Source organism: Nonomuraea composti, from assembly GCF_012034275.1.
Classification (GTDB): domain Bacteria; phylum Actinomycetota; class Actinomycetes; order Streptosporangiales; family Streptosporangiaceae; genus Nonomuraea; species Nonomuraea composti.
The window spans coordinates 18270-45243 of record NZ_JAATEP010000069.1 but is presented as its reverse complement, the minus strand read 5'-3'; the positions used below and the strand labels follow the sequence as shown (position 1 = coordinate 45243).

Below are 26974 nucleotides of genomic sequence, written 5' to 3'. Positions count from 1 at the left end.
GCTGACGCCACGTCGCCGACCCGCGACGCCAGGGGCCGTCGGCCGAGCTGACCCCACCTCGCCGAACGCGGCGCCACGGGCAGCGTCCCCGCGACGCCGCCGGCCCGCCGCCCGTCATGCGGCGCGTCAGATCGGGTCCGTCGTGTCGCCCAGGGATTCCAGCAGGTCGCGCAGCGTTCCGGCGAGGGCTTCGCGCCGTTCCGGGGCCAGCGCGGCCAGCACCCGGTGCTCCGTTTCGATGTGATCGGGGAGCACGCGTTCGATCAGCGCGTACCCCTCCTCAGTGAGTGTCACGTGAACGACGCGCTTGTCCGACGCGCTGGGGCTGCGCGTCACGAGGCCGCGTGCCTCCAGCCGGTCGAGGCGTTGCGTGACCGCACCCGAGGTGATCATGGAGGCGCGCATCAGCTCGGCGGGTGTCAGCCGGTGCGGCGGGTCGCTGCGGCGCAGCGTGGCCAGGACGTCGAACGAGGCCCGGTCGAGGCCGTGCGCCGCGAACGTCCGGGACAGCTCGGCGTCGATGAGCCGGTGCAGCCGCGACAGCCGCCCGATCACCCCCATGGGGGAGACGTCGAGGTCGGGGCGCTGGTCGTGCCACTGCTTCAGGACGAGTTCGACATGATCGGCCACCGCCCCAGCCTACCGATGTCTTAGCGGTGAGGTAAATCGCGTGACAAATACCTTAGCGTTGAGATACTTTGTCTTAGTGCTAAGAAATCGCCTGGGCCTCGTCCTCGTGACCGCGCTGACCCCCGCCATCTGGGGCACCACCTACCTCGTCACCACCGAGCTGCTGCCGCCCGGCCGCCCCCTCCTGGCGGCGGTGCTCCGGGCGCTGCCCGCCGGCCTGCTGCTCGTCGCCCTCACCCGCCGCCTGCCGCAGGGCAGCTGGTGGTGGCGGGCGCTGGTGCTGGGCGCGCTGAACATCGGGGTGTTCTTCGCGTTGCTGTTCGTGGGGGCGTACCGGCTGCCCGGAGGGGTGGCGGCCACCGTCGGCGCCGTGCAGCCGCTGCTGGTCGCCCTGCTGTCGGCCGGGCTGCTCGGGGAGCGGCTGACGGTGCGGACCATGGTGGCCGCGGTGGCGGGCGTGGCCGGGGTGAGCCTGCTCGTGCTGCGCGCGGACGCCCGGCTGGACGCGCTCGGGGTGGCCGCCGCGCTCGGCGGCGCCGCCGTCATGGCGGCCGGGGTCGTGCTGAGCAAGCGGTGGCAGTCGCCCGCGCCGCTGCTGGCCACCACCGGCTGGCAGCTCGTCGCCGGCGGGCTGCTGCTGGTGCCCGTCGCGCTCGCCGTCGAAGGGGCGCCGCTCGCGACGCTGAGCGGCGCGAACCTCGCCGGGTACGCCTATCTCTCGCTCGTCGGGGCGGCGCTGGCCTACGCCCTGTGGTTCAGGGGGCTGCGGGCGCTGTCGGCGACCAAGGTCACCTTCCTCGGACTGCTCAGCCCGGTCGTGGCGACCGCGCTGGGGTGGATCGTGCTCGGCCAGGAGCTGACCGCAGCGCAGGCGCTCGGCGCGGTCGTCGTGCTGGCCGCCCTGGTCGCCGCCCAGCTCCAGCCCTCCCGGCGACGGCGGGCCGCAGCCGCGCCACCCGTACCGGCGAAGGAGCGACGGCGGGCCGCCGCAGCCGTGCCGCCCGAGCAGCCCGAGCAGCCCGAGCTCGCCGGGAAGGCGACCTGACCGTTACTTCCGGCGCTGCACGTACAGGCGGTTGCCCTGCGGGCCGGTCCACTCCAGCCGCACCACGCCCGCCACGGCGGCGTCGCCGACGCGCGCCGGGTCCGCCCAGTAGCCGAAGTTCGGGTTGCGGAAGAACGTGGCCCACAGGTGACCGCTGTGGTCGACGAAGAAGTTGTTGTGTCCGGCGCCGACGCCCGCGGTCCAGCGCTCGGAGTACGGCCCCTCGAACGTGTCCGAGACGGCCACGACGGCGTCGTACTGGTACTGCGTCCGGCCCGCGCCGGCCGGGTCGTAGGCGTAGCGCGTGCTGCCGTCGGCGTTGACCGACGACCGGTTCCAGGCGGCGTGCAGCAGGTAGTACTTGCCGCCGTACTTGAAGACGTAAGCCCCTTCGAGGTACGGCTCGGGCGCGTACGGCGTCTGCCGGAACGCCGGCAGGTTCGTGGCCGGGACGATGTCCTCCATGTCGTCCCTGAACTTGGCGTACAGGTTGTTGTGCAGCACCAGCCACGCGTCGTCGCCCTCGGTGTAGAGGCTGCCGTCGATGTGGTGGTAGGCGCCCGGCTTGATCCAGCCGGGCCCGCCGATGAACGGGTCGCCGAACGGCTTGTCGTGGTTGCCCTCCACCAGCCGGTACGGGCCCTCCACCCCGCCCTCGCTCACCAGCATGAACGAGCCCACCTTCTGCGAGTGGTCGCCCATGCAGGCCACGATGTACCACGTGCCGCGGAAGTAGTGCACCTCGGGCGCCCACGCGTTGCCGCGCTTGCCGAACTGGCCCTCGTCGGTCCAGTACTCCTGCCACGGTGCCACGACCATCCGCCCCGGCCGGTTCTCGCCGGCGAACTCGGGCGACCACACCTTGCCCTTGGCGGCGTCCGGCCGGATCCGGGTGGTGTCGGCCAGCCGCCACGGCCCGCGCAGGGACCTGGCGGTCCACACGTAGATGCCGTCGTTCCACGGGGCGGCGGCGGGGAGCCCGGCGACGCGGGTGGTGCCGGTGGCGACGTAGAGGGGCCGGCCGCCGACGCGGAAGCAGTTGACGTAGGTGTCGCGCATCCAGACCCGGCCCAGCTCCTCGTCCTGCGGGCGCGGCTCCAGAGGCAGGACGAAGGAGTTGTCGGCACGCGGCCACAGGTCCTGCCGGGTGTCGGCGAGCCCGTACGGCTCCAGCTCGGGCCAGTTGGCCGGATAGCGCCCCGCCGTCTCTGAAGTGGCGGCCTGGGCGGCGCCCGCGGGCAACGCCGCCGCTCCCAGGAGGCCCGCCGCGCCGGTCAGCAGGGATCGCCGGTCGAACGACCCGTTGTCGGAACCCGTCATCAATCATGTCCTTCCACGTCGGCGCAGCCGGGCGCGCCCCAGGGCAGGACGGAGCGTCCCTGCCAACGGCTGGGGGGTCGCCGTTGTGCGGCAATGCGGAGAGTCTGCCCAGGCGGCTTTATTTCGTCAATAACCCGGAAGAAATCTCGCGCCAACCCCGCGAGCAGGCAGGGAAAGGTGAAAGCGCAGGTCAAGTGGTCGCGAACGCGTTCGGCGCCGTGCACGCGCCGTAACGTTCGCGTAACGGGCTTGCCAGGGCGGGCCGCCGCGCGGTCAGATGACGTCCGTGATCAGGCTCACTGGTAGTAGCCCTCGACCGGCACGCGTGCCTCCTCCCACAGGGCCGGCCCCTCCGCCGGCACCCGCGGGAAGCCCGAGCCGGCCGGCTTGAGCGCGTTGAGCTGCTCGGACGACAGCGCGAACACCACCCGCCCGAGCCCCGACCGCTCGATCGCCCCCGCGCACATGCCGCAGGGCTGGCAGCTCGTGTACATGGTGGTCCGCGCCGCCGTATCCTGATCCAGCTCGCGGGCCGCCCAGCGGGCCATCTTCAGCTCCGGGTGCGCGGTGATGTCGTCGTCGGTGAGGCTGGTGTTGCCCGCCTCGGCCAGCACCGTCCCGTCCGGGCCCACCAGGAGCGAGCCGAACGGCGGGTTGCCGCCCGCCCGCGCCTTGGCAGCGAGTTCGATGGCCCTGCGGAGGAAGCGTTCGTCGTCGTCGGTCATCGTGGCTCCGTTCGCGCGGTCTTCGCGGTGAAAACGCCACGTTATCCGTACATGTCGGGCACGGCCAGGGAGGGTTGGCGGGGGGCGACGCCCAGCAATCGCGGCGGACGGGAAGGGCCGTCCGCGGCGTCAGCCGGCTCCTGCGCCACCGCGGCTCACCCCGCGAGGCGAGCGGCGGGCGGGACACTGGCGTGAACGTCGCCCATAGCTTGGACAGCACATCCCCGCCCACCGGTTCCATCCACAGCCGAACCGGATCGACCTCTTCGTCCGGGAAACGCCGGCCACCCGGACGGAACCGCACCCGTCCGGGTGGCCGGAGCCCCAGGGCCCGGGGCGGCCCGGTGGCCCCGGAGTGCCCTGAGGCTGGGAGCGGCGGGAGGCTCGGGTGGCGTGAGCCCCTCCGCCGCGAGTGATGGGGCGGGGTCAGCCCGGCAGCCGCTCCAGCGGGCGCTTCCCGCCCTGCTCGCCGTCGTCGCCCCACGTCCCCGCCCCAGGTCCTGCTGACACGTCTCCCGCGCCTTCCATCGCGCCCGGGTCCGGCGCGCCTTCCATCGCGCCCGGGTCCGGCGCGCCCTCCATCGCGCCCGGGTCCGGCGCGGTGCCCCGCCGCACGATGTCCACCGTGACGAACTGCGCCCGGTGCGGGTGCCGCCGCACCCGCACGGAAGCCGCGCAGCACGCCGCCGCTATTTCCGCCCCGAACGCCTCGAAGTCGTCCGCGCAAATCCCGGCCCGGAGCAGAATGTAGGCCCTTTCCCCGAACGCGGTCGGCGTTATCCAGAGGATCAGCGGAATTCTCCCCGCCCGCGTGTGCATGGACGTCTCCGAGCACACCCGCTGCAGCCGGTGCCGCGAGAACAGGCACCAGAAGTGCCGCACAATCCATTTCCGCCCGGCCGGCACGGTGGCGGGCACGGAGACGGTGCCCGCCAACGCGGCCGTGGCCCACCACATGCCCTGCCCCGCCGCCGTGACGATCGTGACCGCGGCCCCCACCGCGAGCACGAGCAGCACGATCTCCGTACGCCACCGCCACAGCCGCGTGAGCGGCCCCGGCCCCGGCTCCAGGAGCAGGTCGTCGACCGGCAGGTACGGGTTGTGGCGCGGATTACGCGGGAACATGGCGATCATCTCCCACCCCTGCCGGCCTCCTGGCGGTCCGCAACTCGGCGAGCCGGGCCGCCTTCAGCGCGTCGAAGCGCGGGTCGCGGTAGCGCCGCGAGCCGAACCCCGTCTTGGTGACCGTCCACCCGTACTGGCGGGCCCGCTCGTCCTGGTCCGCGCACAACGCCCGGTCGGCGCGCGCCAGCCAGCCGCTGACGCAGGACCTGATTCGCGATACTCGCTCGGTGACGTGAAGCATTTCGGCCACCACTCCCCCTCCGTTTTTGTTCTTGTGTGAAACCCCTCATATCCGTTCGCAGGTTCGCTGCCGATAGGGCCAGTTTGCGCCGCCCCCGGCATTGCGGCGATAAAGCTGGCTCCCGAGTCGATGGTTCGGTTTTCCGCACCCGTTGAGCGGGCGTGGGGCGGCGGGCTACCGTTTGCCACGTGACGTCCTTCCGGGTGGTGATCGCCGAGGATCACCTGCTGGTACGGGCCGGGATCGAGGCACTGATCGCGACCGAGTCCGGGGCCGAGGTGGTCGGCGTCTGCTCGGGTTACGAGGCGCTGATGGAGTGCGTCGACCAGGAGAAGCCCGACGTCGTCGTCACCGACATCCGCATGCCGCCGACGATGAGCGACGAGGGCATCAGGGCGGCCACGGCGTTGAGGGCCGGCCATCCGGACGTGGCGGTGCTGGTGCTGTCGCAGTTCCTCGACCCGACGTACCTGCTGGCCCTGATCGAGCAGGGCAGCAGCAGGCGCGGCTACCTGCTGAAGGAGCGCATCGCGGCGCCCGGCGAGCTGATCTCTGCGGTGCGCACGGTCGCGTCGGGCGGCTCGTTCATCGACCCGGTGGTGGTCGAGTCGCTGGTGGCGGCCAAGGCCCGCAACGACGCCGGCCTGCTGCGGCACCTGACGCCGCGCGAGCGCGAGACACTGGCCGAGGTGGCCGCCGGCCGGTCGAACCTGGCGATCGCGACCGCGTTCAACGTCTCCGAGCGCGCGGTGGAGAAGTACATCAACTCGATCTTCGTCAAGCTGGGCCTGCGCGGCGACCGCGACACCAACCGGAGGGTCAAGGCGGTCCTCATGTTCCTCGACTCGGGCCCGGGCGGAGGGGAAATCCGGCCGCGATAGTGATGGTGGCACCACCGACACGGCGCCGGTCGAGTGCGACGATCAGCGGTGTGGAGCAACACCTCGTGCGCGTTCTGGTGGTGGACGACCTGCCCTCGTTCCGCCGGGCCGTGACCGGCGTGATCGCGGTGGTGGACGGCTTCGAGCTGGCGGGGGAGGCGGCCAGCGGCGAGGAGGCGCTCGACTTCCTCCGGAACCACGCCGTCGGGATGGTGCTGATGGACGTGAACATGCCCGGCATGGGCGGCCTGGAGGCGGCCAGGACGATCAGGTGCCGCCATCCGGACGTCACGGTGGTGCTGCTGTCGGTCAACAACACAGAGGATCTGCCTCGTGACGCGATGGTGATGGGCGCTCATTATCGGCACAAGGACCGCTTCGGCCCCGACGAACTGGAGGCGTTGTGGAGCGACGGGGGGCACGCGGGCTCGTAGCCGGCCTGCGGGGGCACGAGATCATCGAGATCGGCGCACCGGAGTGGGAGCGGCTGCGCACCTACATCCAGGCGGACCTGGTCGGCGTCGTGGTGGCCGCCGTCTGGATGGCGGCCCTGTGGGCGGGGGTCCGGAGGGAGGGATGGCTGCTCGCCATCGCCGCGCTGCTGCTCACGCTGGCGGCGTTCCTGCTGCGCGCCATCCACCTCATCCACCGCTACCGGCGCTTCGCCGCCGTCGTCGTCTTCGCGCTGGCGAACTGGATCGTGGCCGTGGCGGTCACGTCGGCGGTGCCGTTCGCGCTGGGCACGCTGGCGCTGGCGGTGCTGCTGCCGGTGCTGGTGGCCGTGCAGCACATGAACCACGAGCGGCTGTCGGCCATGCTCGGCGCGACGATGCTGGTCGGCACGGTGCTGGTGGTCGTGGGCAGCGCGACGCCAGGGGTCGGGCTGGAGCGGCTGATGCCGAAGTCGGTGACGGACGCGCTGGCGATCGCGTTCATCCCGTTCATCACGATTTTGGTGTCGCTGGCAGCCTGGCAGAACCACGGCATGCTCGTCGCCAGGACGGAGGCGCTGCGCGAGTCGCGCGCCCGGCTGGTCGCCGCGGCCGACCGCGAGCGCTGCCAGATCGAGCGCAACCTGCACGAGGGCGCCCAGCAGCGCCTGGCCGCCGCCGCCGAGCAGGCGCGCGAGGCCCGCCGGCTCCTGGACGACGACCCGCGGCGGGCCGGCCCGCTGCTGGCCCGCCTGTCGGACGACCTCCAGGAGGCCAGCGCCGAGCTGCGCGGCCTGGCACACGGCATCTACCCGCCCCAGCTCGGCCAGTACGGCCTGGAGACGGCGCTGCGCGCGGCCGCCCAGCACGCCCCGATCCCCGCCACCGTGCACGCCAGCGGCATCGGCCGCTACCCGCCCGAGATCGAGATCAACATCTACTTCTGCCTGCTGGAGGCCCTGCGCAACGCCGTCAAGCACGCGGGGGAGCGGGCCACGGTCGTCATCACCCTCCAGGACCGCAACGGCCTGTCGTTCGACTTCCGCGACACCGGCGCCGGCTGCGACCCCCGCCTCGTCCACACCGGCGCCGGAATGATCAACATGAACGACCGTCTCGGCGCCATCGGCGGCACCCTGACCGTCGACACCAGGCCGGGCGGCGGGCTGCGCCTGCACGGGCACCTGCCGCGATCGGTGCTGGAGAGCGCCGGCGTGGAGCGCTCCAGCCAGGAGCGCGGCAGCGCGCTGCGCGGCGCGCTGCACGCCGTCTGGCACCTCATCGCCCGCCTCTACACGACCCTGCAACGCAGCACCCACCCGCACCCCCACCAGTACATCGTCACCGGCCTGCTGGCGATCATGGGCGTCGCGCTCGGCGCCGGCGCGGTCGCCGCCGCCGCCTACGCCGGCGCGCACCGGATCTGGCTGCTCGCCCTGGCCGGCGGCTGCTGCCTGGTGACCGCCCTCGCCGTGGCGGCGCTGCGGATCGTGCGCCGCCACCGCATCGAGCACGCCATCGGCCTGTCGGCCGCGATCACCTGGTGCTACGCGCTGACGCTGACCGCGATGGTGCCGGCCGCGCTGCCGTACGCGACGCTGGTGAGCGTGTCGCCGGTGCTGCTGTCGGTGGCGTTCCTGCCGCGCCGGCGCTTCAAAGTCGTCATGGCCTGTACGGTCGCCGTCGCCGTGGCCGTCACGCTCGCCGGCCGCCTGAGCCCCGGCATCGGCCTCACCCCCACATGGCCGGTCACCGCCGTCGTCGCCGCCCTGGTGCTGCTGGCCCTGACGCGGGCCTCGTACCTGGCCTGGCACAACCACGTGATGCTGGTGGCCAGGGCGGAGGCGCTGCAGGAGTCGCGGGCCCGCCTGGTCGCGGCGGCCGACCGGGAGCGCCGCCAGATCGAGCGGAACCTGCACGACGGCGCCCAGCAGCGGCTCGTCGCCGCGGCCGTGCAGTCGAGGGTCGCCCAGCGGCTGGTCGACGGTGACCCCGGCCAGGCGGTCCCCGTGCTCGCGCAGCTCTCGTCCGACCTGAGCGAGGCGCAGGCCGAGCTGCGCGACCTGGCGCACGGCATCTACCCGCCGCAGCTCGCCGAGTCGGGGCTGGAGGCGGCGCTGCGGGCCGCCACCCGGCACTCGCCGCTGCCGGCCGAGATCCGCGCCGCCGGCCTCGGCCGGTACCCGCCCGAGATCGAGATCAACGTCTACTTCTGCCTGCTGGAAGCGCTGCAGAACGCCAGCAAGCACGCCGGCGAGCAGGCCACCGTGACCATCGACCTGCACGAGCGGGACGGGCTCTGCTTCGACTTCGCCGACACCGGCATCGGCTGCCACCCCGGCCTGATGCCCACCGGGCACGGCATCACCAACATGTACGACCGCGTGGGCGCCATCGGCGGCACCCTCACCATCGAGACCAGCCCCGGCGCGGGGCTGCGCCTGCACGGCCGCGTCCCGGCCGCGGCCCACCGCCCCTGAAAGCGGCTCCGAGTTCGTGCCGCATCATCCCTGGGTAGGCCAGAGAGAGCTTGTGACCGTCGGGGGAGGTCACGATGGAGGTCGCAGATCGCGGGAGCAGCGGGCTCACGTTCGGCATGCTCGATCCGGCGCTGGTGGCGGTGGCCGTGACACAGGGCCCGGAGCACCGGCTGATCTACAGCAACGCGCTGTACCGGTCGATGGTCAGCGGCCCACGGGGCGGGGTGCCCGTCGAGGAGGCGTTCACGGAAAGCGTGCTGCCGCACTACCGCGCCCTGTTCGACCACGTGTACGCCACAGGCGAGCCGGCCACCAGCAGCGCCCAGCCGTCCATGGCGATCCCCGGCAGCCGCGCGCCGGGAGAGCGGTTCTTCTCCTTCAGCCTGTCGCGGGTCGTCCTCGGCCCCGGCGAGCACGGCGTGCTGGTGGTCGTGATGGACGTCACCGAGCAGACCCACGCCGCCCGCCGGCTGACGGCCGTCGCCGAGGAGCGCCTGCGCATCCTGCGCCGCTACGAGAGCCTCATCCGCGTCAGCGCCGACATCGTCTGGGTGACCAGCGGGGACGGCTTCGTGTCCGAGCCCAGCCCGAGCTGGGAGCGGGTCACCGGGATGCCCTGGGAGAAGTACCAGGGGCAGGGCTGGCTGCGGGCGGTCCACCCCGAGGACCGCCCGGCCACCGTGAGGTCCTGGGCGCGGGCCGTCAAACGGGTCACCGAGATGTGGGAGCACGTCTACCGGTTGCGCACCGCCGACGGCAGCTACCGGCACTTCCAGCTCCGCGCCGTACCGATCTGCGAGGACGACCAGGTGGTCGAGTGGGTCGGCGCCAGCATCGACATCGAGCAGCAGTGGCAGGAGCAGCGGCGCCAGCGCCTGCTCGACCGCGCCGCCACCGCCACCGCGCAGCTGCGCGGCCTCGACGAGATGCTCGGCGCGCTGACCGGCGTCATCGTGCCCGAGCTGGCCGACGGCTGCGGCGTCTACCTCGTCACCGACCTCACCGACGAGCGGCACAGCGGCGCGCCGTTCATCGTCGAACGCCTGGCCACCGCCGCCAGCCCCGGCCTGAAACGGCTGCCCCCCTACAGCGAGGAGCAGTTGCGGGCCGGCAACACCTTCGTCAAGGCCGTGCGGCGCCGCCGCCCCGTGCAGAAGAGGTTCCCGGCCGGCTCGCCGCCGCCGGACGTCGCCCCCGCCGGCACGCTGCCGTGGCTGACGGCCAACGACGCCAACAGCGTGCTGGTGCTGCCGGTCGTGGTCGACGGCACCGTGCCCGCCGTCGTCTGCGCCGTGACGTGCGGCGACCGGCCGCCGATCAGCCAGGCCGACATCGGCCTGCTCAACCGCATGTTCGACCACGCCCACGACGCCCTCAGCCGGGCCATCCGCTACCAGCGCGCCCAGCAGATCGCGCTCGCCCTGCAGTACAGCCTGCTCGCCGAGCCGCCCCGCCTGCCCGGCCCGCGCATCGTCGCCCGCTACCGCGCCAGCCCCGCCGCCGCCGAGGTCGGCGGCGACTGGTACGACTCCTTCATCCTGCCCGACGGCGTCCCCGTGATGGTCGTCGGCGACGTCGCCGGCCACGACCTCGGCGCCGCCGTGGCCATGAGCCAGCTGCGCAACATGCTGCGCGCCCTCGCGATGGACCGCCGCGAACCGCCCGGCGAGATCCTCACCCGCCTCAACGTCGCCATGGAGTCCCTGTCGGACGACGTGACCGCCACCTGCGTGTACGCCCGCGTGGAAGCGGTCGGCGACGGCTACCGCCTCGAGTACGCCACCGCCGGCCACCCGCCGCCCCTGCTCGTCACCCCCGGCGACGGGGGCCGCTTCCTGGAGGGCGGCGTCAGCCCGCTGCTCGGCTTCCCCCACTCCGGGGCGCGCCTGTCGGCGGTGGAGCCGCTGCCGCCGGGCAGCACCCTCCTCCTCTACACCGACGGCCTCGTCGAGCGGCCCGGCGAGCACCTCGACGAGGGCCTCGGCCGGCTGCTGCACCTGGCGGAGTCGCTGGCCGGCGAGCCGGTGGACCGGTTCTGCGACGCCGTGGTCAGCGGCCTGCCCACCAGCGGCCTGGACGACATCGCCGTGATGGCCCTGCGCGTACCGTCGTGAAGCCCGCCCTCGCCCAACGCGCCCCTGCCGAGCCCGCGCCTCGCCGACCCGCCCCCTGCCGAGCCCGCGCCCTCGCCCAACGCGCCCCTGCCCGAGCCCACCCTCGTCGAGGCCGCTCTCGCCGCCCTGACCTGGCGCGTCAGCCGAGCGCGTTGTGCAGCTGGACCCGGGACGTGGCGCCCAGCTTCGCGTAGATCTTCGCCAGGTGGGCGCCCACCGTCCGGTGCGAGATGTACAACCGTTTGCCGATCTCCCTGTTGGTCAGCCCTTCGGCCGCCATCTGCGCGATCTGCAGCTCCTGCGCGGTCAGCAGCTCGCTCGTGGCCGCCTGCCGCTCGCTGCTGCGCTCGCCGGCCGCGCGCAGCTCCCGCCGGGCCCGCTCGCCCCACGGCGAGGTGCCGAGCGCGTCGAACAGGTCACGGGCCGCGCGCAGGTACTCGCGGGACTCCGTGGCCCGCCGCTGCCGGCGCAGCCACTCGCCGTACGCCAGCGCCGTGCGCGCCCGCATGAACGGCCGCCGCGTCAGGTCCGCGGCCAGCGCGGTACGGAACAGCTCCTCGGCCTCGTCGTGGCCCGCCAGCACCGCCCTGGCCAGCCGCAGCCCGTCGTGCAGGGACGGCGACGTCGTGGCCAGCGCCGCCGCCTCCAGCCGGGCCAGCACGCCCGCCACGTCCCCGGGCCGCTCGCTGTGCAGGGCCGCGTCCGCCAGGTCGGCGACCGTGTGGCAGCTCAGCGCGAGCTGGTAGGCGGGATCGGTGACGTCGTGCATGCGCAGGAGCCGGGCGAGCGCCTGCGGATGGTCGCCCTCCGCCAGCGCCGCCAGAGCGCGCGCGTGCTGGGCGGTGGCCAGCACGTTGCGCGCCCCGACCCGCGTGCCCAGCCGCTCCGCCTCCGCCGCCAGCTCGCCCGCCCGGTCGACCTGGCCGCGCAGCGCGGCGATCTTCGCCTGCGTCGCCAGCACCAGGCCGAGCAGGAACGGCTGCCCCGTCTCCTCGGCCAGCCGGCCCGCCTCCTCCGCCGCCGGCAGCGCCACCGTCAGATCGGCCAGCTGCGCCGCCGCCCACGCCTGCGCCGCCAGCGCGCGGGCCAGCAGCTGCAGGCGGCCCTGGTCGCGCAGCCCCGCCAGGGACGCCGCCGACTGCTCGATCGCCACGTCGAACGTGCCGACGAGCACCGCGACGCTGCCCACCAGCCGCGCCGTCCGCGAGTCGAGGACGGCCCGCGCCAGCAGCCGCCGCGAACGCTCGATGACCACCGCCCCCCGCGCGACCGGAGCCGCGTACCCCAGGATGGCGATCAACCGCGCGTCCAGCGGATCGAGCGGCAGCCGCTCCGCCACGCCGACGATCCGGTCCCTGGCCGGCATCCCCGGCTCCGTCCAGAAGCACCGCAGCGCCGCGCTCCACAGGATGCGGACCGCGAGATCGACGTCCCCGTCCGCGGCGACGGACTCGGCCAGGTCCGCGAGCGCCGAGGCATCCATGCCGCCGCCGCGCAGCCCGTCGTCGAACGCCGCCCGCACCCACGCCACCCGGGCCCGCCGCTGGCGCGACAGCTCCAGCTTGCCGGCCTCGCCGAGCAGCCGGTCGACGATCTCCGGACGGCCCAGCTCGACCGCGCCGTCCGCGGCCCGCAGCAGCCGGTCGGCCCGCCGGTCCGGATCCTCGCTCAGCCGCGCCGCCTGCTCCAGCGCCGCCACCACCGCCTCGCCGCTGCCCCGGCGCTGCGCCCGGGCCGCGACCGCTTCCAGCGCGGTCGCGATGCCCTCGTCCGGCCGGTCGCTGGCCGCCGCCAGATGCCACGTCCGCCGATCGGGCCGCTCGGCCAGCACCGCCGCCAGCGCACGGTGCACCTCACGCCGCCGCACGGGACCGGCCGCCTGGTGAATGGCGGAGCGGATGAGCGGATGATGGAACGCCAACCGGCTCTCGCTCACGGTCACCAGGCGGGCATCGACGGCCGACACGAGCTCGGCAGCCGTGACGGGCCGGCCCACGAGCGCCCGCGCGGCCGCCAGCGCCTCGTGCGGGTCGGCGCTGTCGTTCAACGCGGCCACCTCCAGCACCGCCCTCGTGACCGGGGGCAGCACGGCGAACCGCCGCGTGAACGCCTCCTCCAGCCTGGCAGTCAACGGCAACCACGACCCGGCCACGACGTCCGGCCCGGTCACGACATCAGGCCCGGCCGCCGGCAGCTCGATCAGGGCCAGTGGGTTGCCTCGCGCCTCCGACAGCAGCCGCCGGCGCACCGCCGCCGGCAGGTTCTTCGCGTGGGCGTCGAGCAGCGCGGCCGCGTCCTGCTCCGACAGCGGCGGCACCACCAGGTCCGGCAGCCCCGCCCCGTCCAGCCACGTCGCCATGCCGGTGCGGGCCGAGGCCAGCAGCAGGATCGGCTCCGACTCCAGCCGCCGCCCCAGGAACGCCAGCACCCCGGCCGTGGACGGGTCGAGCCAGTGCGCGTCCTCGGCGATCAGCACGATCGGGCCGGACTCGGCGGTCTCGGCCAGCAGGTTCAGCACGGCCAGGGCGACCAGGTAGTTGTCCGGCCCGCTCGACTCGACGAGGCCGAGCGCGGCCCGCAACGCCTGGCGCTGGCTGGGCGGCAGCACGTCGAAGTGGTCCCGGATCGGCCGCAGGAGCTGGTGCAGCCCGGCGTACGGAAGGTGCGCCTCGGCCTCCACCCCGGCCGTCGCCAGCACCCGCAGACCGGACCCGCGGGCGATCGCGGCGGCCTGGCCGAGCAGGGCCGACTTGCCGATCCCCGGCTCACCCAGCAGCACCAGCGCCGCACCACGCTCCGGGAGCGCCCCGATCAGCCCTTCGAGCCGGCCGATCTCCCGGTCCCTTCCGATCAGTCCCACAGTGCACAGGCTAACGAGCTGCTTCGATCCGCCCCGATCCGCCCTGAGCTGGCCCGATACGGGGCCGCGTCCTGCGGGGGCGGCCCAGGCATGGTCACATGACCGATGCCCTGGAGGGCCGCCCGGCCGTAGCGTCGATGCCATGTCCGGGACGCGCGTTCCGGCACATTCCTGGCAGGGCGGAAGAGGAGGACTGCGATGCCCGCGACCACCGGCACGACCACCGCCACCCCGGACGGCCCCGCGCCGCGTCCCGAAACCCCGACCTCACCCGCTCCTGCCTCGCGTGTCACGGTCCCGCCCGCCACGGCTCCGGCCGCTCCTGCTGGCGCGTCGTCTTCGCACGTCGCCGCCCTGGTCGCGCACGGCGGCGGGCCGGGTGCGGGCGGGGCGGGGGAGGGTCGGCGGCTCTACGGGCGGGACGCCGAGCTGGGCGTGCTGGCGGACCTCGTCGCCCGCGGCCTGGCCGGCGCAGGGGCCGCGCTGCTGCTGCGCGGCGAGGCCGGCATGGGCAAGACCGCCCTGCTCGGCGCGGCCAGGGACGCCGCCGTCGCGCAGGGGGCACGCGCGCTGTCGGCGGTCGGCGTGCAGTCGGAGGCGTCGGTGCCGTTCGCCGGCCTGCACCAGCTGCTCCGGCCGGTCCTCGATCGCGCCTCGGCCCTGACGACCCGGCAACGGCAGGCGCTGCTCGCGGCGTTCGGCATGGGGGAGGACACCGCGCCGGAGCTGTTCGCGGTCGGGCTGGCCTCGCTGGAGCTGATCAGCGGCCTGGCCGAGAGCGCGCCGGTGGTCCTGGTCATCGACGACGCCCAGTGGATCGACCGGCCGAGCGGCGAGGTCCTGACGTTCGTGGCCAGGCGGCTGGGCCCCGAGCGGGCGGTCATGCTCCTCGCGGCGCGCGACGGCCACGACGGCGTGCTGGGTGACGTGGGGCTGCCCGAGCTGCAGCTGGGGCGGCTCGGTGACGAGGCGGCGGGCGAGCTGCTGGCCGCGCACGCCCCCGGCCTGGGCCAGGCCGTCAGGGAGCGGCTGCTGGCGGAGGCGGCGGGGAACCCGCTGGCGCTGGTGGAGCTGCCCGCCGCGCTGAGCGGGGACGGTGCCGGGCAGGCGGCGGCGCCGTGGCTGCCCGTGACGCGCCGTCTGGAGCGCACGTTCCTGTCGCGCGCCGCGGGCCTGCCCGCCCAGGCCCGGACGATGCTGCTGGTCGCCGCGGCCGACGACGAGGGCGACCTGGGCGAGATCCTCAAGGCGGCGCAGCTCCTCGACGGCACGGACCTGACGGTCGGCGCTCTGGAGCCCGCCGTCAAGGCCGGGTTGATCGAGGTGCACGGGTACGACGTGCGGTTCCGCCACCCTCTCATCCGTTCCGCGATCTACCAGGCGGCGGCCCCGTCGCGGCGGCTGGCCGCGCACGCCGCCCTGGCCACAGCGCTGGAAGGCCACCGGGAACGCCGCGCCTGGCACCGGGCGGCCGCCTGCGCGGGCCAGGACGACGCGGTGGCCGTCGAGCTGGAGGCGGCCGCGCGGAAGGCGCTCGGCCGCGGCGCCCCGCGCGCCGCGGCGGAGGCGCTGCGCCGGGCGGCGCGGCTGAGCGCGGACGACGGGAACAGGGGCCGTTTCCTGCTGCGGGCCGCGGAGATCGACTTCGAGCTGGGCGACGCGGACGCGGCGCGCCGCCAGCTGGCCGAGGCGAGGTCCGCGAGGCTGGAGGAGGGGGAGCGGCTGCGCCTGATCCTGTGGACGGAGGCGTTGAACGAGGAGAGCTGGTACAGCCCGGAGCGGGTGCGGGTGTTCGCCGACGTGGCCGACCAGCTGGCCGGCAGCCAGAGCGACGGCGCCGCGCTGGCGTTGCGGGCGTTGTGGCCGTTGTCGATCGGCTGCTGGTACGGCAATCCCGCGCAGGAGACGCGTGACCTGGTCGTCAAGACGGCGCGGCGCCTGCAGCGGGGCGACGGCGACCCGATGGTGCTGTCGGTCGCGGCCTGCGCGGACCCGGTGAAGGAGGCGGCGTGGGTGCTGGGCGAGCTGCGGGACGTCGTTCCCGAGTCGGTCGCCGACCCGGCGGAGCAGCACGCGCTGGGCGCCTCGCTGACGGCCATCTGGGCGTTCGACCTGTCGTGGCCGTTCCTGTGCGCGTCGGTGGAGGGGCTGCGCGGGCAGGGGCGGCTCGGGCTGCTCGGCGAGGCGCTGGCCTCGCAGGCGTGGGCGGCCATCCACCTGGGCAAGCACCGGCTGGCGGCGGCCGCGGCGGACGAGGCCGCGCGGCTGTCGCGCGACACGGGCCGGCTCCGGTGGGCGCTGGTGGCCGATCTGGCGCTGGCGACGCTGGCCAGCGAGCGCGGCGAGCAGGAGCGGGCGAACGAGCTGATCCGGGCGACGGAGGCGGAGCTGCTGTCGGTGGGCGCCCAGTCCATCCTCGGTTTCGCCCAGTTCGCGCGGGCCAGGCACGCCCTGGTCAGCAACCAGCACGGCGACGCGTACGAGCAGCTGGCGAGGGTCCTGGACCCGTCGGACGTCGCCCATCACCCGCACGTGGGCTACCTGGGCATCGCGGACCTGATCGAGGCGGCGGTGCGCACCGGCCGGGACGAGGCGGCCCGCGACCACCTCGCCCGGCTCGACGCCCTGGCCGGGCGGACGGGCTCGCCGTACCTGAAGGCCATGGCCGCCTACGCGCACCCCCTGGTCGCGCCCGACGACGCGGCCGAGCCCCTCTACCGGCGGGCGCTGGACGGCGGGTTGTCGCGCTGGCCGTTCCACCGCGCGCGGCTGCTGCTGGCCTACGGCCGGTGGCTGCGGCGCCGGCGCCGCCTGGTGGAGTCGCGCCCGCCGCTGCGGGCCGCGATGGAGAGCTTCGACGCGCTCGGCATCAGGGCGTTCGGCGAGGACGCGCGGGCGGAGCTGCGCGCGGCGGGCGAGGCGGTGGCCCGGCCGGCGCCCGACACCCTCGACCGGCTCACCCCGCAGGAGCTGCAGATCGCCCGGCTGGCCGCGACAGGGCTGACCAACCGCGAGATCGGCACGCAGCTCTTCCTGTCGCACCGGACCGTCGGCTTCCACCTGTCGCGGATCTTCCCGAAGCTCGGCATCACCTCGCGCAACCAGCTCCGCCTGGCCGACCTGGGCGGCGACTGAGACCGGTCAGCGGGTGGAGAAGCCGCCGTTGAGGAAGACGGTCTGGCCGTTGAGCCACCAGCCGTCGGTGAGCAGGAACCGCACCCACGGGACGACGTGCTCGACCTTCGTCAGCTCCCCGTACGGCGTCTGCGCCCGGGAGTACTCGGCCTCGCCGGGAGCCGCCGCGTCCCAGAAGAACGAGGTGTCCATGGGGCCGGGCGCCAGGTTGTTGACCGAGACCCGGCGCCCCGCCAGCTCCTTCGACAGGGCCCGGGTGAAGTGCTCGACGGGCGCCTTGCTGCCGGCGTACACCGAGTAGCGGCCGGTGTAGGCGGCCAGCAGGGACGAGACGAACGTGACGATCCGGCCGCCGTCGTCGATCCGCCTGGCGGTCTCGGCCATGAGGAAGAACGCGGCCTTGGCGTTGACCGCGAAGTGCGCGTCGTACTCGTCCTCGCTGACCTCGGTCATCGGGTTGCCGCTGGCCAGGCCCGCCGTGTTGACCGTGGCGTACAGGGCGCCGTACCGGCCGAGCACCGCGTCGAGGACGCGGCGGATCTCGGCCACCGACGTCAGGTCGGCCTCGACGGCGAAGGCGTCGCCGCCGGCGGCGACGCACGCGGCCACGGTCTCCTCGGCCAGGCCCTTGCCGGCGCGGCTGTGGTAGTGGACGGCGACGCTCGCCCCGGCGGCGGCGAGGTCGCGCGAGATCGCGCCGCCGAGATTCTTCGCCCCGCCCGTGACGAGGACGGCCTTGCCCTTCAGCGTGGTGTCGGACATGGGAGGTGCCCCCTCCTTCGTGTTGCCTGCAGATCCGGCCTCATCGTGGCCGGGCCGCCGCCGCGTCCTCTTCCGTCGTCCGACCTGTTCGCGGCGCGCCTCACCCCACCGGTGCCCGACCCGGTCATATGACAGAAGAAGGCTCGTGACCTGCCGGAACACGATGGACGGGTTCGCAAGCGACGAAGGAAGGCGACCGATGGCCGATCAGCAGGAAGCAAGCCCGGCAGGAGGCCGGGTGGCGGTGGTGACGGGCGGCTCGGGCGGGATCGGGCAGGCGATCTGCCGCCGCCTGGCCGCCGACGGGCACGCCGTCGTGATCAACTACGCGGGCCGGCCGGCCGAGGCCGACAGGCTGGCCACGGCGATCAACGAGGGCGGCGGCCGGGCCGTCGCGGTGCGGGCCGACGTCGGGGACGAGAACGACGTCGCCGCGCTGTTCGAGGCCGCCACGTCGGCCTTCGGGGGCGTCGACGTCGTGGTCAACACGGCCGGCATCATGCTGCTCGCGCCGGTGGCCGAGCTCGACCTCGCGGTCCTCGACCGCATGCACCGCATCAACATCCGCGGCACGTTCGTCGTGGCCAGGGAGGCGGCCCGCCGGGTCCGCGCCGGCGGCGCGATCATCAACTTCTCCTCGTCGATGGTCAAGATCGCGCTGCCGACGTACGCGGCCTACGCGGCCAGCAAGGGCGCCGTGGACGCGCTGACGCTGATCCTGGCCAGGGAGCTGCGCGGCCGGGACATCACCGTCAACGCGGTCGCGCCGGGCCCGACCGCCACGCCGCTGTTCCTCGACGGCAAGGACCAGGCGGCCGTCGACCGCCTGGCCGCGATGGCGCCCCTCGAGCGCCTCGGCGTCCCCGGCGACATCGCCGAGGTCGTCGCGTTCCTGGCCGGCCCGGCCCGCTGGGTCAACGGCCAGGTGCTGTACGCCAACGGCGGCGTCATCTGAGCCGCCGCCCCCTCAAACGACCACGAACCACACCAGAAGGAGCAGCACGATGCCGTCCAAGAAGATCATCCTCGTCACCGGCGCCTCCAGCGGCTTCGGCGCCATGACCGTCCGGGGCCTGGCCGACGCCGGGCACGTCGTCTACGCCGGCATGCGCGACATCACCGGCCGCAACACCGCCGCCGCCGGTGAGGCCGCCGAGTACGGGCAGGCCCACGGCGTGGACCTGCGCCCCATCGAGATGGACGTGTCCAGCCAGGAGTCCGTGGACGCCGCCGTCGCGGCCGTCGTCACCGACCACGGCCGCATCGACGTCGTGGTGCACAACGCCGGGCACATGGTGCTCGGTCCGCTGGAGGCGTTCACGCCGGAGCAGCTGGCGAGCGTCTACGACACCAACGCCGTCTCCACGCAGCGCGTCAACCGGGCCGTGCTGCCCCACCTGCGCCGTCAGCGGGACGGGCTGGTGGTGTGGGTGGGCTCCAGCAGCACCAGGGGCGGCACCCCGCCCTACCTGGGGCCGTACTTCGCGGCCAAGGCCGCCGAGGACTCCCTCGCCGTCTCGTACGCGGCGGAGCTGGCCCGCTTCGGCATCGACACCGTGATCATCGTCCCGGGCTCGTTCACCACCGGCACCAACCACTTCGCCAACGCGGGCCACCCGGCCGACCCGGAGGTGGCCGCCGCCTACGAGGCGGTGTACGGCGACCTCATGGGCCAGGTGGCCGGCAAGCTCGCCGAGCTGGCCCCGGCCGACGCCGACCCGGCGGAGGTGGCCCGCTCGATCGTGCGGGTGGTCGGCACGGAGAAGGGCCGCCGGCCGTTCCGGGTGCACATCGACCCGGCCGACGACGGCGCCGAGACCGTCAACCGCGTCGGCGACCTGGTGCGGCGCGACTTCTACCGGCGGGTCGAACTGGAGGACCTGCTCGGCCCCGCGCAGTGACACCGGACAGTGACACCGCGCAGTAACACGGGGCAGTGACACAGCGAAGGAGCATCCCATGTCCCACCATCTCGACACGCCGCTGGCGGCCCGGACCGGCCAGCTCTTCATCGACGACCTGTACGTGTTCCCCGGGCAGGGCGGCACGGTGCTCGTCATGGACGTCAACTCCGACATCACCGGCTTCCACGCGCAGCCCGGCTTCCACCCGGAGGGGCGCTACGAGTTCAAGGTGCACGTCGACGGCGCCGCCGAGGAGGAGCTGACCTACCGCATCTCGTTCGGCGCCCCTGACGGGGACGGGCGGCAGCCGCTGCGCCTGGACGTGCTGACCGGAGCCGCCGCCCGCGACGACGCCGCGCCCGGGGAGACGCTGCTGGAGGGCAGGACCGGGGAGCCGTGCGCCGGCAACGGCGTGCGGCTGTGGGCGGGCCGCGCCGTGGACCCGTTCTACATCGACCTGTCGCTGCTGGCCGTCGTCAACGGCGCCGTCGCCAAGGGCACCGCGCCCGACCTGGCCTCCTGGGACCCTGAGGGCGCCCAGAACAGCTTCGCCGGGACGACGGTGCAGTCGATCGTGCTGGAGGTGCCGCACACGGACGCGCTGCTGCGCCCCGGCGCCCGGACCGGCGTGTGGTGCGCGACGAAGCTGGCCACCGACGCGGGCGGCTGGCGGCAGGTCAACCGGGGCGGCCACCCCATGATGTGGCCGATCTTCTGGCCGGGCGACACGCACTTCACCAACCCGGCCAACACCCGGCACCCGTCGCAGGACTTCGCGGCCGACGGGGCGCACCTCGCCGGCCAGGTGGCGGCCGTCGTCCGCGCCTCCGGCCGGGCCGGCGACCCCGACGGGTACGGCGAGACGGTGGCCGGGCAGCTGCTGCCCGACGTCCTGCCGTACGTGGTGGGCGCGCCGGCGACGTACGGCTTCGCCGGGCGCAACGGCCGGCCGCTGGCCGACAACGCGCCCGAGGTCATGCTGTCGCTCGTCACCGGCACGGCCGTGCCCTCAGGGCTGACGCCGGCCGTCGCCGCGGGGCAGCGCAGCGGGTCCTTCCCTTACGTGATCCCGGCCTGACCGGGCGGCGCAGCGGGGCCTTCCCGTACGTGATCCCGGCCTGACCCGGCACGTCGGCGGGGACCACTGTCACGTCGGGTACGGGTCTCGGGCACACTGAAGCGACACCAGCGCCAAGGAGTCGCCATGATCCTGCCCGACCCGTCCCCGACCGAGATCGCGGACGCCCGCATCCCCGCCGCGCATCCCTTCTCCGCGCACCTGCGGTGGGCCGCCGCGCTCGACGCCTTGGAGCCGCACCGGCCGTGGACGCCGCAGGACGGCCCGCTGCCCAGCCTCTACCTGTCGCACGGCGGCGGCCCGCTGCCGTTCGAGAGCCCCGAATGGCTCACCCCGCTGCACGACTGGGCCCGCTCCCTGCCCAAGCCGAAGGCGATCCTGGTCGTCTCCGCGCACTGGGAGTCGGCGCCGCTGTCGGTGAGCGCCGACCGGCCCGCCGAGCTGGTGTACGACTTCGGCGGCTTCGACCCGCTCTACTACACCTTCCGCTACGACACCCCCGACGCCGGCGAGCTGGCCCGGCAGGTGGTGGGGCTCATGCCGGACACCGAGCAGGTGCACCGGCACGCCGGCCGCGGCCTCGACCATGGCGCCTGGGTGCCCCTGAAGATCATGTATCCGGCGGCCGACATCCCGGTGCTGCAGCTCAGCCTGCCCACCGAGGACCCCGACCGGCTGCTGGCCATCGGCGAGCGGCTGCGCCCGCTGCGCGAGCAGGGCGTGCTGGTGATCGGGTCCGGGCACATGACGCACGGCCTGCCGTACCTGACGCGGGAGATGTTCCAGGAGAACAAGGTGCCGGGCTGGTCGGCCGACTTCGACGCCTGGGCCGCCGACGCGCTGGCCCGCGGGGACGTCGCCGAGCTGGCCCGCTTCCGCACCGCCGCCCCCGGCATGCCGTACGCGCACCCGACGGTGGAGCACTTCACCCCGCTGTTCGTGACGCTCGGCGCGGCCACCGACCCGACCGCGCCGGTGGTGACCAGGCTCGACGGGTACGGCGTCGGGCTGTCCCGGCGCTCGTTCCAGGCGGCTTGAGCGCCGGGGGTCCTCAGCGGCGCGGGTCGATGTGGATCTTGGGGCCGGGGCCCGCGCCCTCGGGGCGGCGCCCCGCAAGGACGGCGGCGGTGCCGGCCAGGCCGACCGTGGCGGCCACCAGCGGGCGCGCGTCCACCGAGCCGTCGGCGTACGCGGCGATGGCCCCCGCCAGCCCGGCCGAGCCGCCGAGGATGCCGACGGCGGTGACGTCCTTGAGCACGAGGTCGCGCGAGTCGAGGGTGGAGGGGGCGCCGGCCAGGCCGATGTAGACGGCGCGGCGGGCGGGCTCGACCAGGTCGAGCGCGAGGGCGGGCAGCTCGGCCGCGTTGGAGGCGTCCACCACGGCGTGCCAGGGCAGTGACGGCAGTGTCTCCCGGGTCCAGGCGTTGCCGAGGCCGAGGCTCCTGGCCAGCGGCAGGGCGTCCGCGTCGCGTCCCATGACGTGCACGTCGAGCCCCTGGGCGCGGCCGAACAGCGCCACCAGCAGCCCGATCGTGCCCGTGCCGAGGACCAGCAGCCGCTCGCCCGGCTCCAGCGCGGTGGCGCGTACGGCCCGCAGCGCGTTGCCGCCCGGCTCGGCGAGCGCGCCGAGCGCGGGGTCGAGGCTGTCGGGCAGCCGGTGCAGGGCCGTGGCGGGCACCGCGATCCGCTCGGCCAGCGCGCCGGGGCGGCCCCGGCTGATGCCGATCTCGGCCAGCTCCGCGCAGACGTGGCGCCGGCCGTGGCGGCAGCGCTCGCACCGCCCGCAGCCGAGCATGGTGTCGGCGGTGACGCGGCGGCCGAGCCACGCCGGGTCCACGCCGTCGCCCGTGGCGCCGACCACCCCGCACCACTCGTGGCCGGGCCGGAGCGGGTACCAGGAGCGGCCGGTGTGCAGGTAGCTCATCGCGCCGGTGAACAGCTCGACGTCGGTGCCGCACACGCCGGCCCGCTCGACGTCGACGATCACCTCGCCGGGCGCGGCGGCGGGCGGCTCGACCTCGCGGACCGCGGCCTGGCCCGGGCCGGTCAGGACGAGGGCGCGCATTCAGCGCGGCCCGGGGTGGGGGAGCGGCACGATGGTTCCTCCGTCCAGCGAAGCAGGGGGTATTCCGGAGATTAGACCATCGTTCCGTCAAACGGAAGTTATCCTCTTGAAGGGCTTCCCCCGGTGGAACGGGTCGGCTAGTCTCGCAGCGAGCTTGGGCTCATACGTATGTGCTGACCGACGGGAAGCGTGGTGGTCCTCATGACGGCGAGCCGGAGCGCTCAGTGGTATCGCGGCACCGACCGCAACGCCTACATCCACCGGGCGTGGATGCGGCGCGGCCTGCCCTCCGACGCGTTCGACGGCCGCCCGCACATCGCGATCGCCAACACCGCCTCCGATCTGACCCCCTGCAACCTGCATCTGAACGAGGTGGCCGAGCACGTCAAGCACGGCGTGTGGGAGGCGGGCGGCGTGCCGCTGAACCTCCCAGTGGTCTCGCTCGGCGAGACGAACGTGCGCCCCACCGCGATGCTCTGGCGCAACATGGCGGCGATGGCCATCGAGGAGATGCTGCGCGCCAACCCCATCGACGGCGTGGTGCTGCTCGGCGGCTGCGACAAGACGATCCCCGCGCTGCTCATGGCCGCCTCCTCGGTCGACCTGCCCGCCGTGGTGGTGCCCGGCGGCCCGATGCTCACCGGCACGTTCCGCGGCGCGCCGCTCGGCTGCGGCACCGACGTGTGGAAGCTCAGCGAGGAGGTCCGCGCCGGCACCCTCAGCCAGGCCGACTTCCTGCGCTCGGAGTCGTCGATGATCCGCAGCAAGGGCCACTGCAACACGATGGGCACCGCCTCCACCATGGGCCTGCTCGCCGAAGTGCTCGGCATGACCCTGCCCGGCCTGGCCGGCACCCCCGCCCCCGACAGCCGCCTGCTCGAAGGCGCCCACGAGACCGGCCGCCTCATCGTCTCGATGATCGCCGACGGCCGCCGCCCGTCCGACGTCATGACGCGCGGCTCGTTCCTCAACGCGATCGTCGCGCTGGCCGCGCTCGGCGGCTCCACCAACGCCGTCGTGCACCTGCTCGCCATCGCCGGCCGGCTCGGCGTCGAGCTGACCCAGGACGACTTCGACCGCACCGGCTCCGGCGTCCCCCTCCTGGTGGACCTGCAGCCCGCCGGCCGCCACCTCATGGAGGACCTGTACCGGGCCGGCGGCCTGCACGCCGTGCTGAACGAGGTGCGCGACCTGCTCGACCCGGCCGCGATCACCGTCACCGGCCGCCCGCTCGTCGAGACCCTGGGCGAGGCGACGGTCCACGACCGCGACGTGATCCGCTCCAGGAGTCAGCCGCTCCAGCAGGACGCCGGCATCGCCGTCCTGTACGGCAACCTCGCCCCCGACGGCGCCGTCATCAAGCCCGCCGCCGCCTCGCCCCACCTGCTGCGGCACCGCGGGCCCGCCGTCGTGTTCGACTCGATCGAGGACCTGCACGCCCGCATCGACGACCTCGACGTCACCCCCGACTCGGTGCTGGTCCTGCGCGGCTGCGGCCCCAAGGGCTACCCGGGCATGCCGGAGGTGTCCAACATGCCGCTGCCGCCCAAGCTGCTCGCCCAGGGTGTACGGGACATGGTGCGCATCTGCGACGGCCGGATGAGCGGCACCGCGTACGGCACCGTCGTCCTGCACGTGGCCCCCGAGGCCGCCGCCGGCGGGCCGCTCGGCCGCGTCCGCACCGGAGACATGATCATCCTGGACGTGCCGGCCCGGCGGCTGGAGCTCGACGTCCCCGCCGAGGAGCTGGCCGCCCGCGAGCCGTCACCGGAGATGACCGCCGCGTTCGCCCGCCCGGCGCGCGGCTGGCAGCGCCTCTACGTCGAGACCGTCCAGCAGGCCGACACCGGCGCCGACCTCGACTTCCTCACCGGTTCCAGCGGCGACCACGTGGCCCGCGAATCCCACTGAAAGGACCCGCATGCCCCGCACCGCCCTCATCACCGGCGGCGTCAGCGGCCTGGGCAGGGCCGCCGCCGTCCGCCTGGAGGCCGACGGCGTCAAGGTCATCACGCTCGACGTCGCCGACGGGGCCGACCTGGTCGTGGACGTCACCGACCCGGACGCCGTCCAGGCCGCCGCCGACGCGGCCGGCCCGATCGACGTCCTCGTCAACTCCGCCGGCGTCGTCGGGCCCAACGTGCCCCTGTGGGAGGTGCCGATCGACGGCTGGCGGCGCACGTTCGAGGTGAACGTCAACGGCACCTTCCACACCTGCCGCGCCTTCGTGCCCGGCATGCGCGAGCGCGGCTGGGGGCGCGTCGTCAACCTCGCCAGCATGGCCGGCAAGGACGGCAACCCCAACATGGCCGCGTACTCCGCCTCCAAGGCCGCCGTCATCGGGCTCACCAAGTCGCTCGGCAAGGAGCTGGCCACCAGCGGCGTGCTCGTCAACGCCATCGCGCCCGCCGTCATCGAGACGCCGATGAACGCCGGCACCGCGCCCGACACCCTGGCCCACATCACGAGCCTCATCCCGATGCGGCGGGCCGGGAAGGCGGAGGAGGTGGCCGAGCTGATCGCCTGGCTGGCCTCGGACAAGGTCAGCTTCTCCACCGGCGCCGTCTACGACATCAGCGGCGGCCGGGCCACGTACTGAGCGTGCTTCGGCTCACGTGCTGAGCGCCTTACGACGACGCGGCGCCGGGCGGGAGCTGCACCGTCATGATCATGGTGCAGGTGCCGGGGCCGGAGCCACGGTAGGAGTGCGGGACGTTCCCGTCGAAGGTGGCGGTCTGATCTGCCTCGACGGTGTGCTCGGCACCGTCGAGGACCAGGGTCAGGCGGCCGGCGGTGACGCTGACCGTCTCCACCACGCCGGCCTGGTGGGGCTGGCTGGCGTACTCCTCGCCCGGTTCGAGCCGCCAGCGCCAGACCTCGACCGGGGCCTGGCCCGAGGTCGTCAGCATGAGCCGGGCCTCGCCGCCCTTCTCTCCGGTCCACAGCGGCGTCACCTCATCGGCCGCGACGATCCGGACGCGGCCCTCGGTCGGCCCCTGCATCAGGGCGGACACCGAGATGCCGAGGGTGTCGGCCAGCCGTACCAGCGTGGTCAGGTTGGGGTTGCCCTGGGCCTTCTCCAGCGCCACCAGGGCGCCCTTGCTGACCTGCGCGCGCCGGCTGAGCTCGTCGAGGGTCAGGCCGGCGCGGGTACGGGCGGCGCGGACGTTGTGCGCGACCGTCCGCAGGGCGGTGGCCGTCTCGGCCATCTGTGATCACCAGTCCTCACGTTCAGACCACTTCAGTGCACCGTGCGGTCGTTCTGGTTAACTCTAATCGGTCGTTTCAGTGTACTTTCTGGTCGATGTACCGATACGGGGAGGACTTGTGATCGCTCTGCTGCTGGCCATGGGCAGCTCGCTCGCCTACGGGTGCGCCGATTTCCTCGGCGGCCTCGGCGCCCGCAAGGCACACGTGCTGCGGACCGTGATGATCGCGGCTCCGGCCAGCCTCGCCGTCGAGCTGCTGCTGTGGCCCCTGCTCGGCGCCTCGTTCAGCGCGGGCGCCCTCGCCTGGGGCGCCGCCTCCGGGGTGGCCTCGGCCGCCGCGTTCGCCCTGCTCTACCGCACGCTGGCGATCGGGCCCATGAACGTGCTGTCGCCGATCACCGCGCTGGTCTCGGCCGTGCTGCCGGTCGGCGTGGGGCTGCTGCAAGGCGAGCACCTGTCCGCCGCCGGGCTGGCCGGGCTGCCGCTCGCGCTCGTGGCGGTGGTGCTGGTCAGCGCCGGGCACGGGGCCGGCTCGGCGCGCGCCTCGCGTACCGCGCTGCTGCTCGCCTTCGGCGCGGGTGCCGCCATCGCCCTGCAGCTCGTCTTCCTGCACCAGGCGCCGGCCGAGAGCGGCGTGGCGCCGCTGATCGTGGGCCGGGCGGTCTCCTCCGCGCTGACGCTCGCCGCGGCGGGCCTGCTGCGCCGCAGGCTCGGCCCCGAGCGGCCCGCGTACGTGCTGTCCGCCTCGGCGGGCGTGCTCGACTCGCTGGCGAACCTGCTGTTCCTGCTCGCGGCCCGCGGCGGGGACCTCGCCGTCGTCGCCGTGATCGTCGCCCTCTACCCGGCCGGCACGGTCCTGCTCGCCCGCGGCGTGCTCGCCGAGCGCATCGGCCACGGCCAGCTCCTCGGCCTCGGCACCGCCGCCCTCGCCGTCACCCTCCTCGCCCTCACCTGACCATAAAACGACAC

The 26974-nt window shown here is 74.2% G+C and carries 22 protein-coding genes; 13 read left to right on the top strand and 9 right to left on the bottom strand.

The window, feature by feature from the left end:
- Window positions 1-126 precede the first annotated feature (126 nt).
- Window positions 127-630 carry a MarR family winged helix-turn-helix transcriptional regulator gene (locus HCN51_RS50745; protein ID WP_346434099.1) on the bottom strand — a complete coding sequence of 168 codons (504 nt, stop codon included), beginning with the start codon at window positions 628-630 and terminating at the stop codon, window positions 127-129.
- A gap of 76 nt (window positions 631-706) precedes the next feature.
- On the opposite strand from HCN51_RS50745, the gene HCN51_RS50740 reads away from it, so the two are divergent.
- Window positions 707-1675 (top strand): EamA family transporter, encoded by a 969-nt coding sequence (locus HCN51_RS50740; RefSeq protein ID WP_168020007.1) that lies wholly within the window; start codon window positions 707-709, stop codon window positions 1673-1675.
- 3 nt (window positions 1676-1678) lie between these two features.
- On the opposite strand, the gene HCN51_RS50735 is transcribed toward HCN51_RS50740, so the two are convergent.
- The 4 genes from HCN51_RS50735 to HCN51_RS50720 form a co-directional block, all read right to left on the bottom strand.
- On the bottom strand, window positions 1679-2995 hold the full coding sequence (locus HCN51_RS50735) for a family 43 glycosylhydrolase (RefSeq protein WP_168020005.1): 1317 nt from the start codon (window positions 2993-2995) through the stop codon (window positions 1679-1681).
- A 296-nt stretch (window positions 2996-3291) separates the two neighbouring features.
- Window positions 3292-3720: a nucleoside deaminase gene (locus HCN51_RS50730; RefSeq protein WP_168020003.1), complete on the bottom strand. Its 429-nt coding sequence runs from the start codon at window positions 3718-3720 to the stop codon at window positions 3292-3294.
- Window positions 3721-4146: 426 nt separating this feature from the next.
- A complete protein-coding gene (locus HCN51_RS50725) occupies window positions 4147-4854 on the bottom strand; it encodes a hypothetical protein (RefSeq protein ID WP_168020001.1) in 708 nt (235 codons plus the stop codon).
- Window positions 4832-5095, bottom strand: a complete 264-nt coding sequence (locus HCN51_RS50720; protein WP_168019999.1) for a hypothetical protein — start codon at window positions 5093-5095, stop codon at window positions 4832-4834. Before HCN51_RS50720 ends, HCN51_RS50725 begins: the two co-directional genes overlap by 23 nt.
- Before the next feature lie 179 nt (window positions 5096-5274).
- On the opposite strand from HCN51_RS50720, the gene HCN51_RS62780 reads away from it, so the two are divergent.
- From HCN51_RS62780 to HCN51_RS50700, 4 genes are all read left to right on the top strand, one after another.
- Window positions 5275-5967, top strand: a complete 693-nt coding sequence (locus tag HCN51_RS62780) for a response regulator transcription factor (protein ID WP_206068859.1) — start codon at window positions 5275-5277, stop codon at window positions 5965-5967.
- A gap of 50 nt (window positions 5968-6017) precedes the next feature.
- Window positions 6018-6401: a response regulator gene (locus HCN51_RS50710; RefSeq protein WP_168019997.1), complete on the top strand. Its 384-nt coding sequence runs from the start codon at window positions 6018-6020 to the stop codon at window positions 6399-6401.
- Entirely contained in the window at window positions 6371-8878 is a 2508-nt protein-coding gene (locus HCN51_RS50705) for a histidine kinase (protein WP_168019995.1), read from the top strand. The genes HCN51_RS50710 and HCN51_RS50705 overlap by 31 nt, the downstream gene beginning before the upstream one ends.
- A 74-nt stretch (window positions 8879-8952) precedes the next feature.
- On the top strand, window positions 8953-10992 hold the full coding sequence (locus HCN51_RS50700; protein ID WP_168019993.1) for a SpoIIE family protein phosphatase: 2040 nt from the start codon (window positions 8953-8955) through the stop codon (window positions 10990-10992).
- 139 nt (window positions 10993-11131) lie between these two features.
- Here HCN51_RS50700 and HCN51_RS50695 read toward each other — a convergent pair whose 3' ends face one another.
- The gene (locus HCN51_RS50695; RefSeq protein ID WP_168019991.1) at window positions 11132-13852 is read right to left on the bottom strand and encodes an AAA family ATPase; all 2721 of its coding nucleotides are present in this window, start codon (window positions 13850-13852) and stop codon (window positions 11132-11134) included.
- A 198-nt stretch (window positions 13853-14050) separates the two neighbouring features.
- Here HCN51_RS50695 and HCN51_RS50690 point away from each other — a divergent pair, with 198 nt between their 5' ends.
- Window positions 14051-16987, top strand: coding sequence for an ATP-binding protein (locus HCN51_RS50690; RefSeq protein ID WP_168019989.1), 2937 nt, complete (start codon window positions 14051-14053; stop codon window positions 16985-16987).
- A 6-nt stretch (window positions 16988-16993) separates the two neighbouring features.
- Here HCN51_RS50690 and HCN51_RS50685 read toward each other — a convergent pair whose 3' ends face one another.
- Window positions 16994-17749: an SDR family oxidoreductase gene (locus HCN51_RS50685; RefSeq protein ID WP_168019987.1), complete on the bottom strand. Its 756-nt coding sequence runs from the start codon at window positions 17747-17749 to the stop codon at window positions 16994-16996.
- A 199-nt stretch (window positions 17750-17948) separates the two neighbouring features.
- On the opposite strand from HCN51_RS50685, the gene HCN51_RS50680 reads away from it, so the two are divergent.
- The 4 genes from HCN51_RS50680 to HCN51_RS50665 all read left to right on the top strand — a co-directional run bounded on the left by HCN51_RS50680 (window position 17949) and on the right by HCN51_RS50665 (window position 21769).
- Window positions 17949-18704: an SDR family oxidoreductase gene (locus HCN51_RS50680; protein WP_080037916.1), complete on the top strand. Its 756-nt coding sequence runs from the start codon at window positions 17949-17951 to the stop codon at window positions 18702-18704.
- 49 nt (window positions 18705-18753) lie between these two features.
- Window positions 18754-19650 (top strand): SDR family oxidoreductase, encoded by an 897-nt coding sequence (locus HCN51_RS50675; protein ID WP_168019985.1) that lies wholly within the window; start codon window positions 18754-18756, stop codon window positions 19648-19650.
- 58 nt (window positions 19651-19708) lie between these two features.
- Complete coding sequence (locus HCN51_RS50670) at window positions 19709-20731, top strand: DUF4331 family protein (protein WP_168019983.1); 1023 nt, start codon at window positions 19709-19711, stop codon at window positions 20729-20731.
- 126 nt (window positions 20732-20857) lie between these two features.
- Window positions 20858-21769: a dioxygenase family protein gene (locus HCN51_RS50665; protein ID WP_168019981.1), complete on the top strand. Its 912-nt coding sequence runs from the start codon at window positions 20858-20860 to the stop codon at window positions 21767-21769.
- Between the two features lie 13 nt (window positions 21770-21782).
- Here the strand turns inward: HCN51_RS50665 and HCN51_RS50660 are convergent, their stop codons facing one another.
- Entirely contained in the window at window positions 21783-22796 is a 1014-nt protein-coding gene (locus tag HCN51_RS50660) for a zinc-dependent alcohol dehydrogenase (RefSeq protein WP_168019980.1), read from the bottom strand.
- Between the two features lie 201 nt (window positions 22797-22997).
- Between HCN51_RS50660 and HCN51_RS50655 the strand changes: the two genes are divergently transcribed.
- Both HCN51_RS50655 and HCN51_RS50650 read left to right on the top strand, forming a co-directional pair.
- A complete protein-coding gene (locus HCN51_RS50655) occupies window positions 22998-24707 on the top strand; it encodes an IlvD/Edd family dehydratase (RefSeq protein WP_168019978.1) in 1710 nt (569 codons plus the stop codon).
- A gap of 10 nt (window positions 24708-24717) precedes the next feature.
- On the top strand, window positions 24718-25395 hold the full coding sequence (locus tag HCN51_RS50650) for an SDR family NAD(P)-dependent oxidoreductase (protein ID WP_168019976.1): 678 nt from the start codon (window positions 24718-24720) through the stop codon (window positions 25393-25395).
- 28 nt (window positions 25396-25423) lie between these two features.
- Here the strand turns inward: HCN51_RS50650 and HCN51_RS50645 are convergent, their stop codons facing one another.
- Window positions 25424-26005, bottom strand: a complete 582-nt coding sequence (locus HCN51_RS50645; protein WP_168019974.1) for a helix-turn-helix domain-containing protein — start codon at window positions 26003-26005, stop codon at window positions 25424-25426.
- A gap of 118 nt (window positions 26006-26123) precedes the next feature.
- On the opposite strand from HCN51_RS50645, the gene HCN51_RS50640 reads away from it, so the two are divergent.
- The gene (locus HCN51_RS50640) at window positions 26124-26960 is read left to right on the top strand and encodes an EamA family transporter (protein WP_168019972.1); all 837 of its coding nucleotides are present in this window, start codon (window positions 26124-26126) and stop codon (window positions 26958-26960) included.
- Window positions 26961-26974 lie beyond the last annotated feature (14 nt).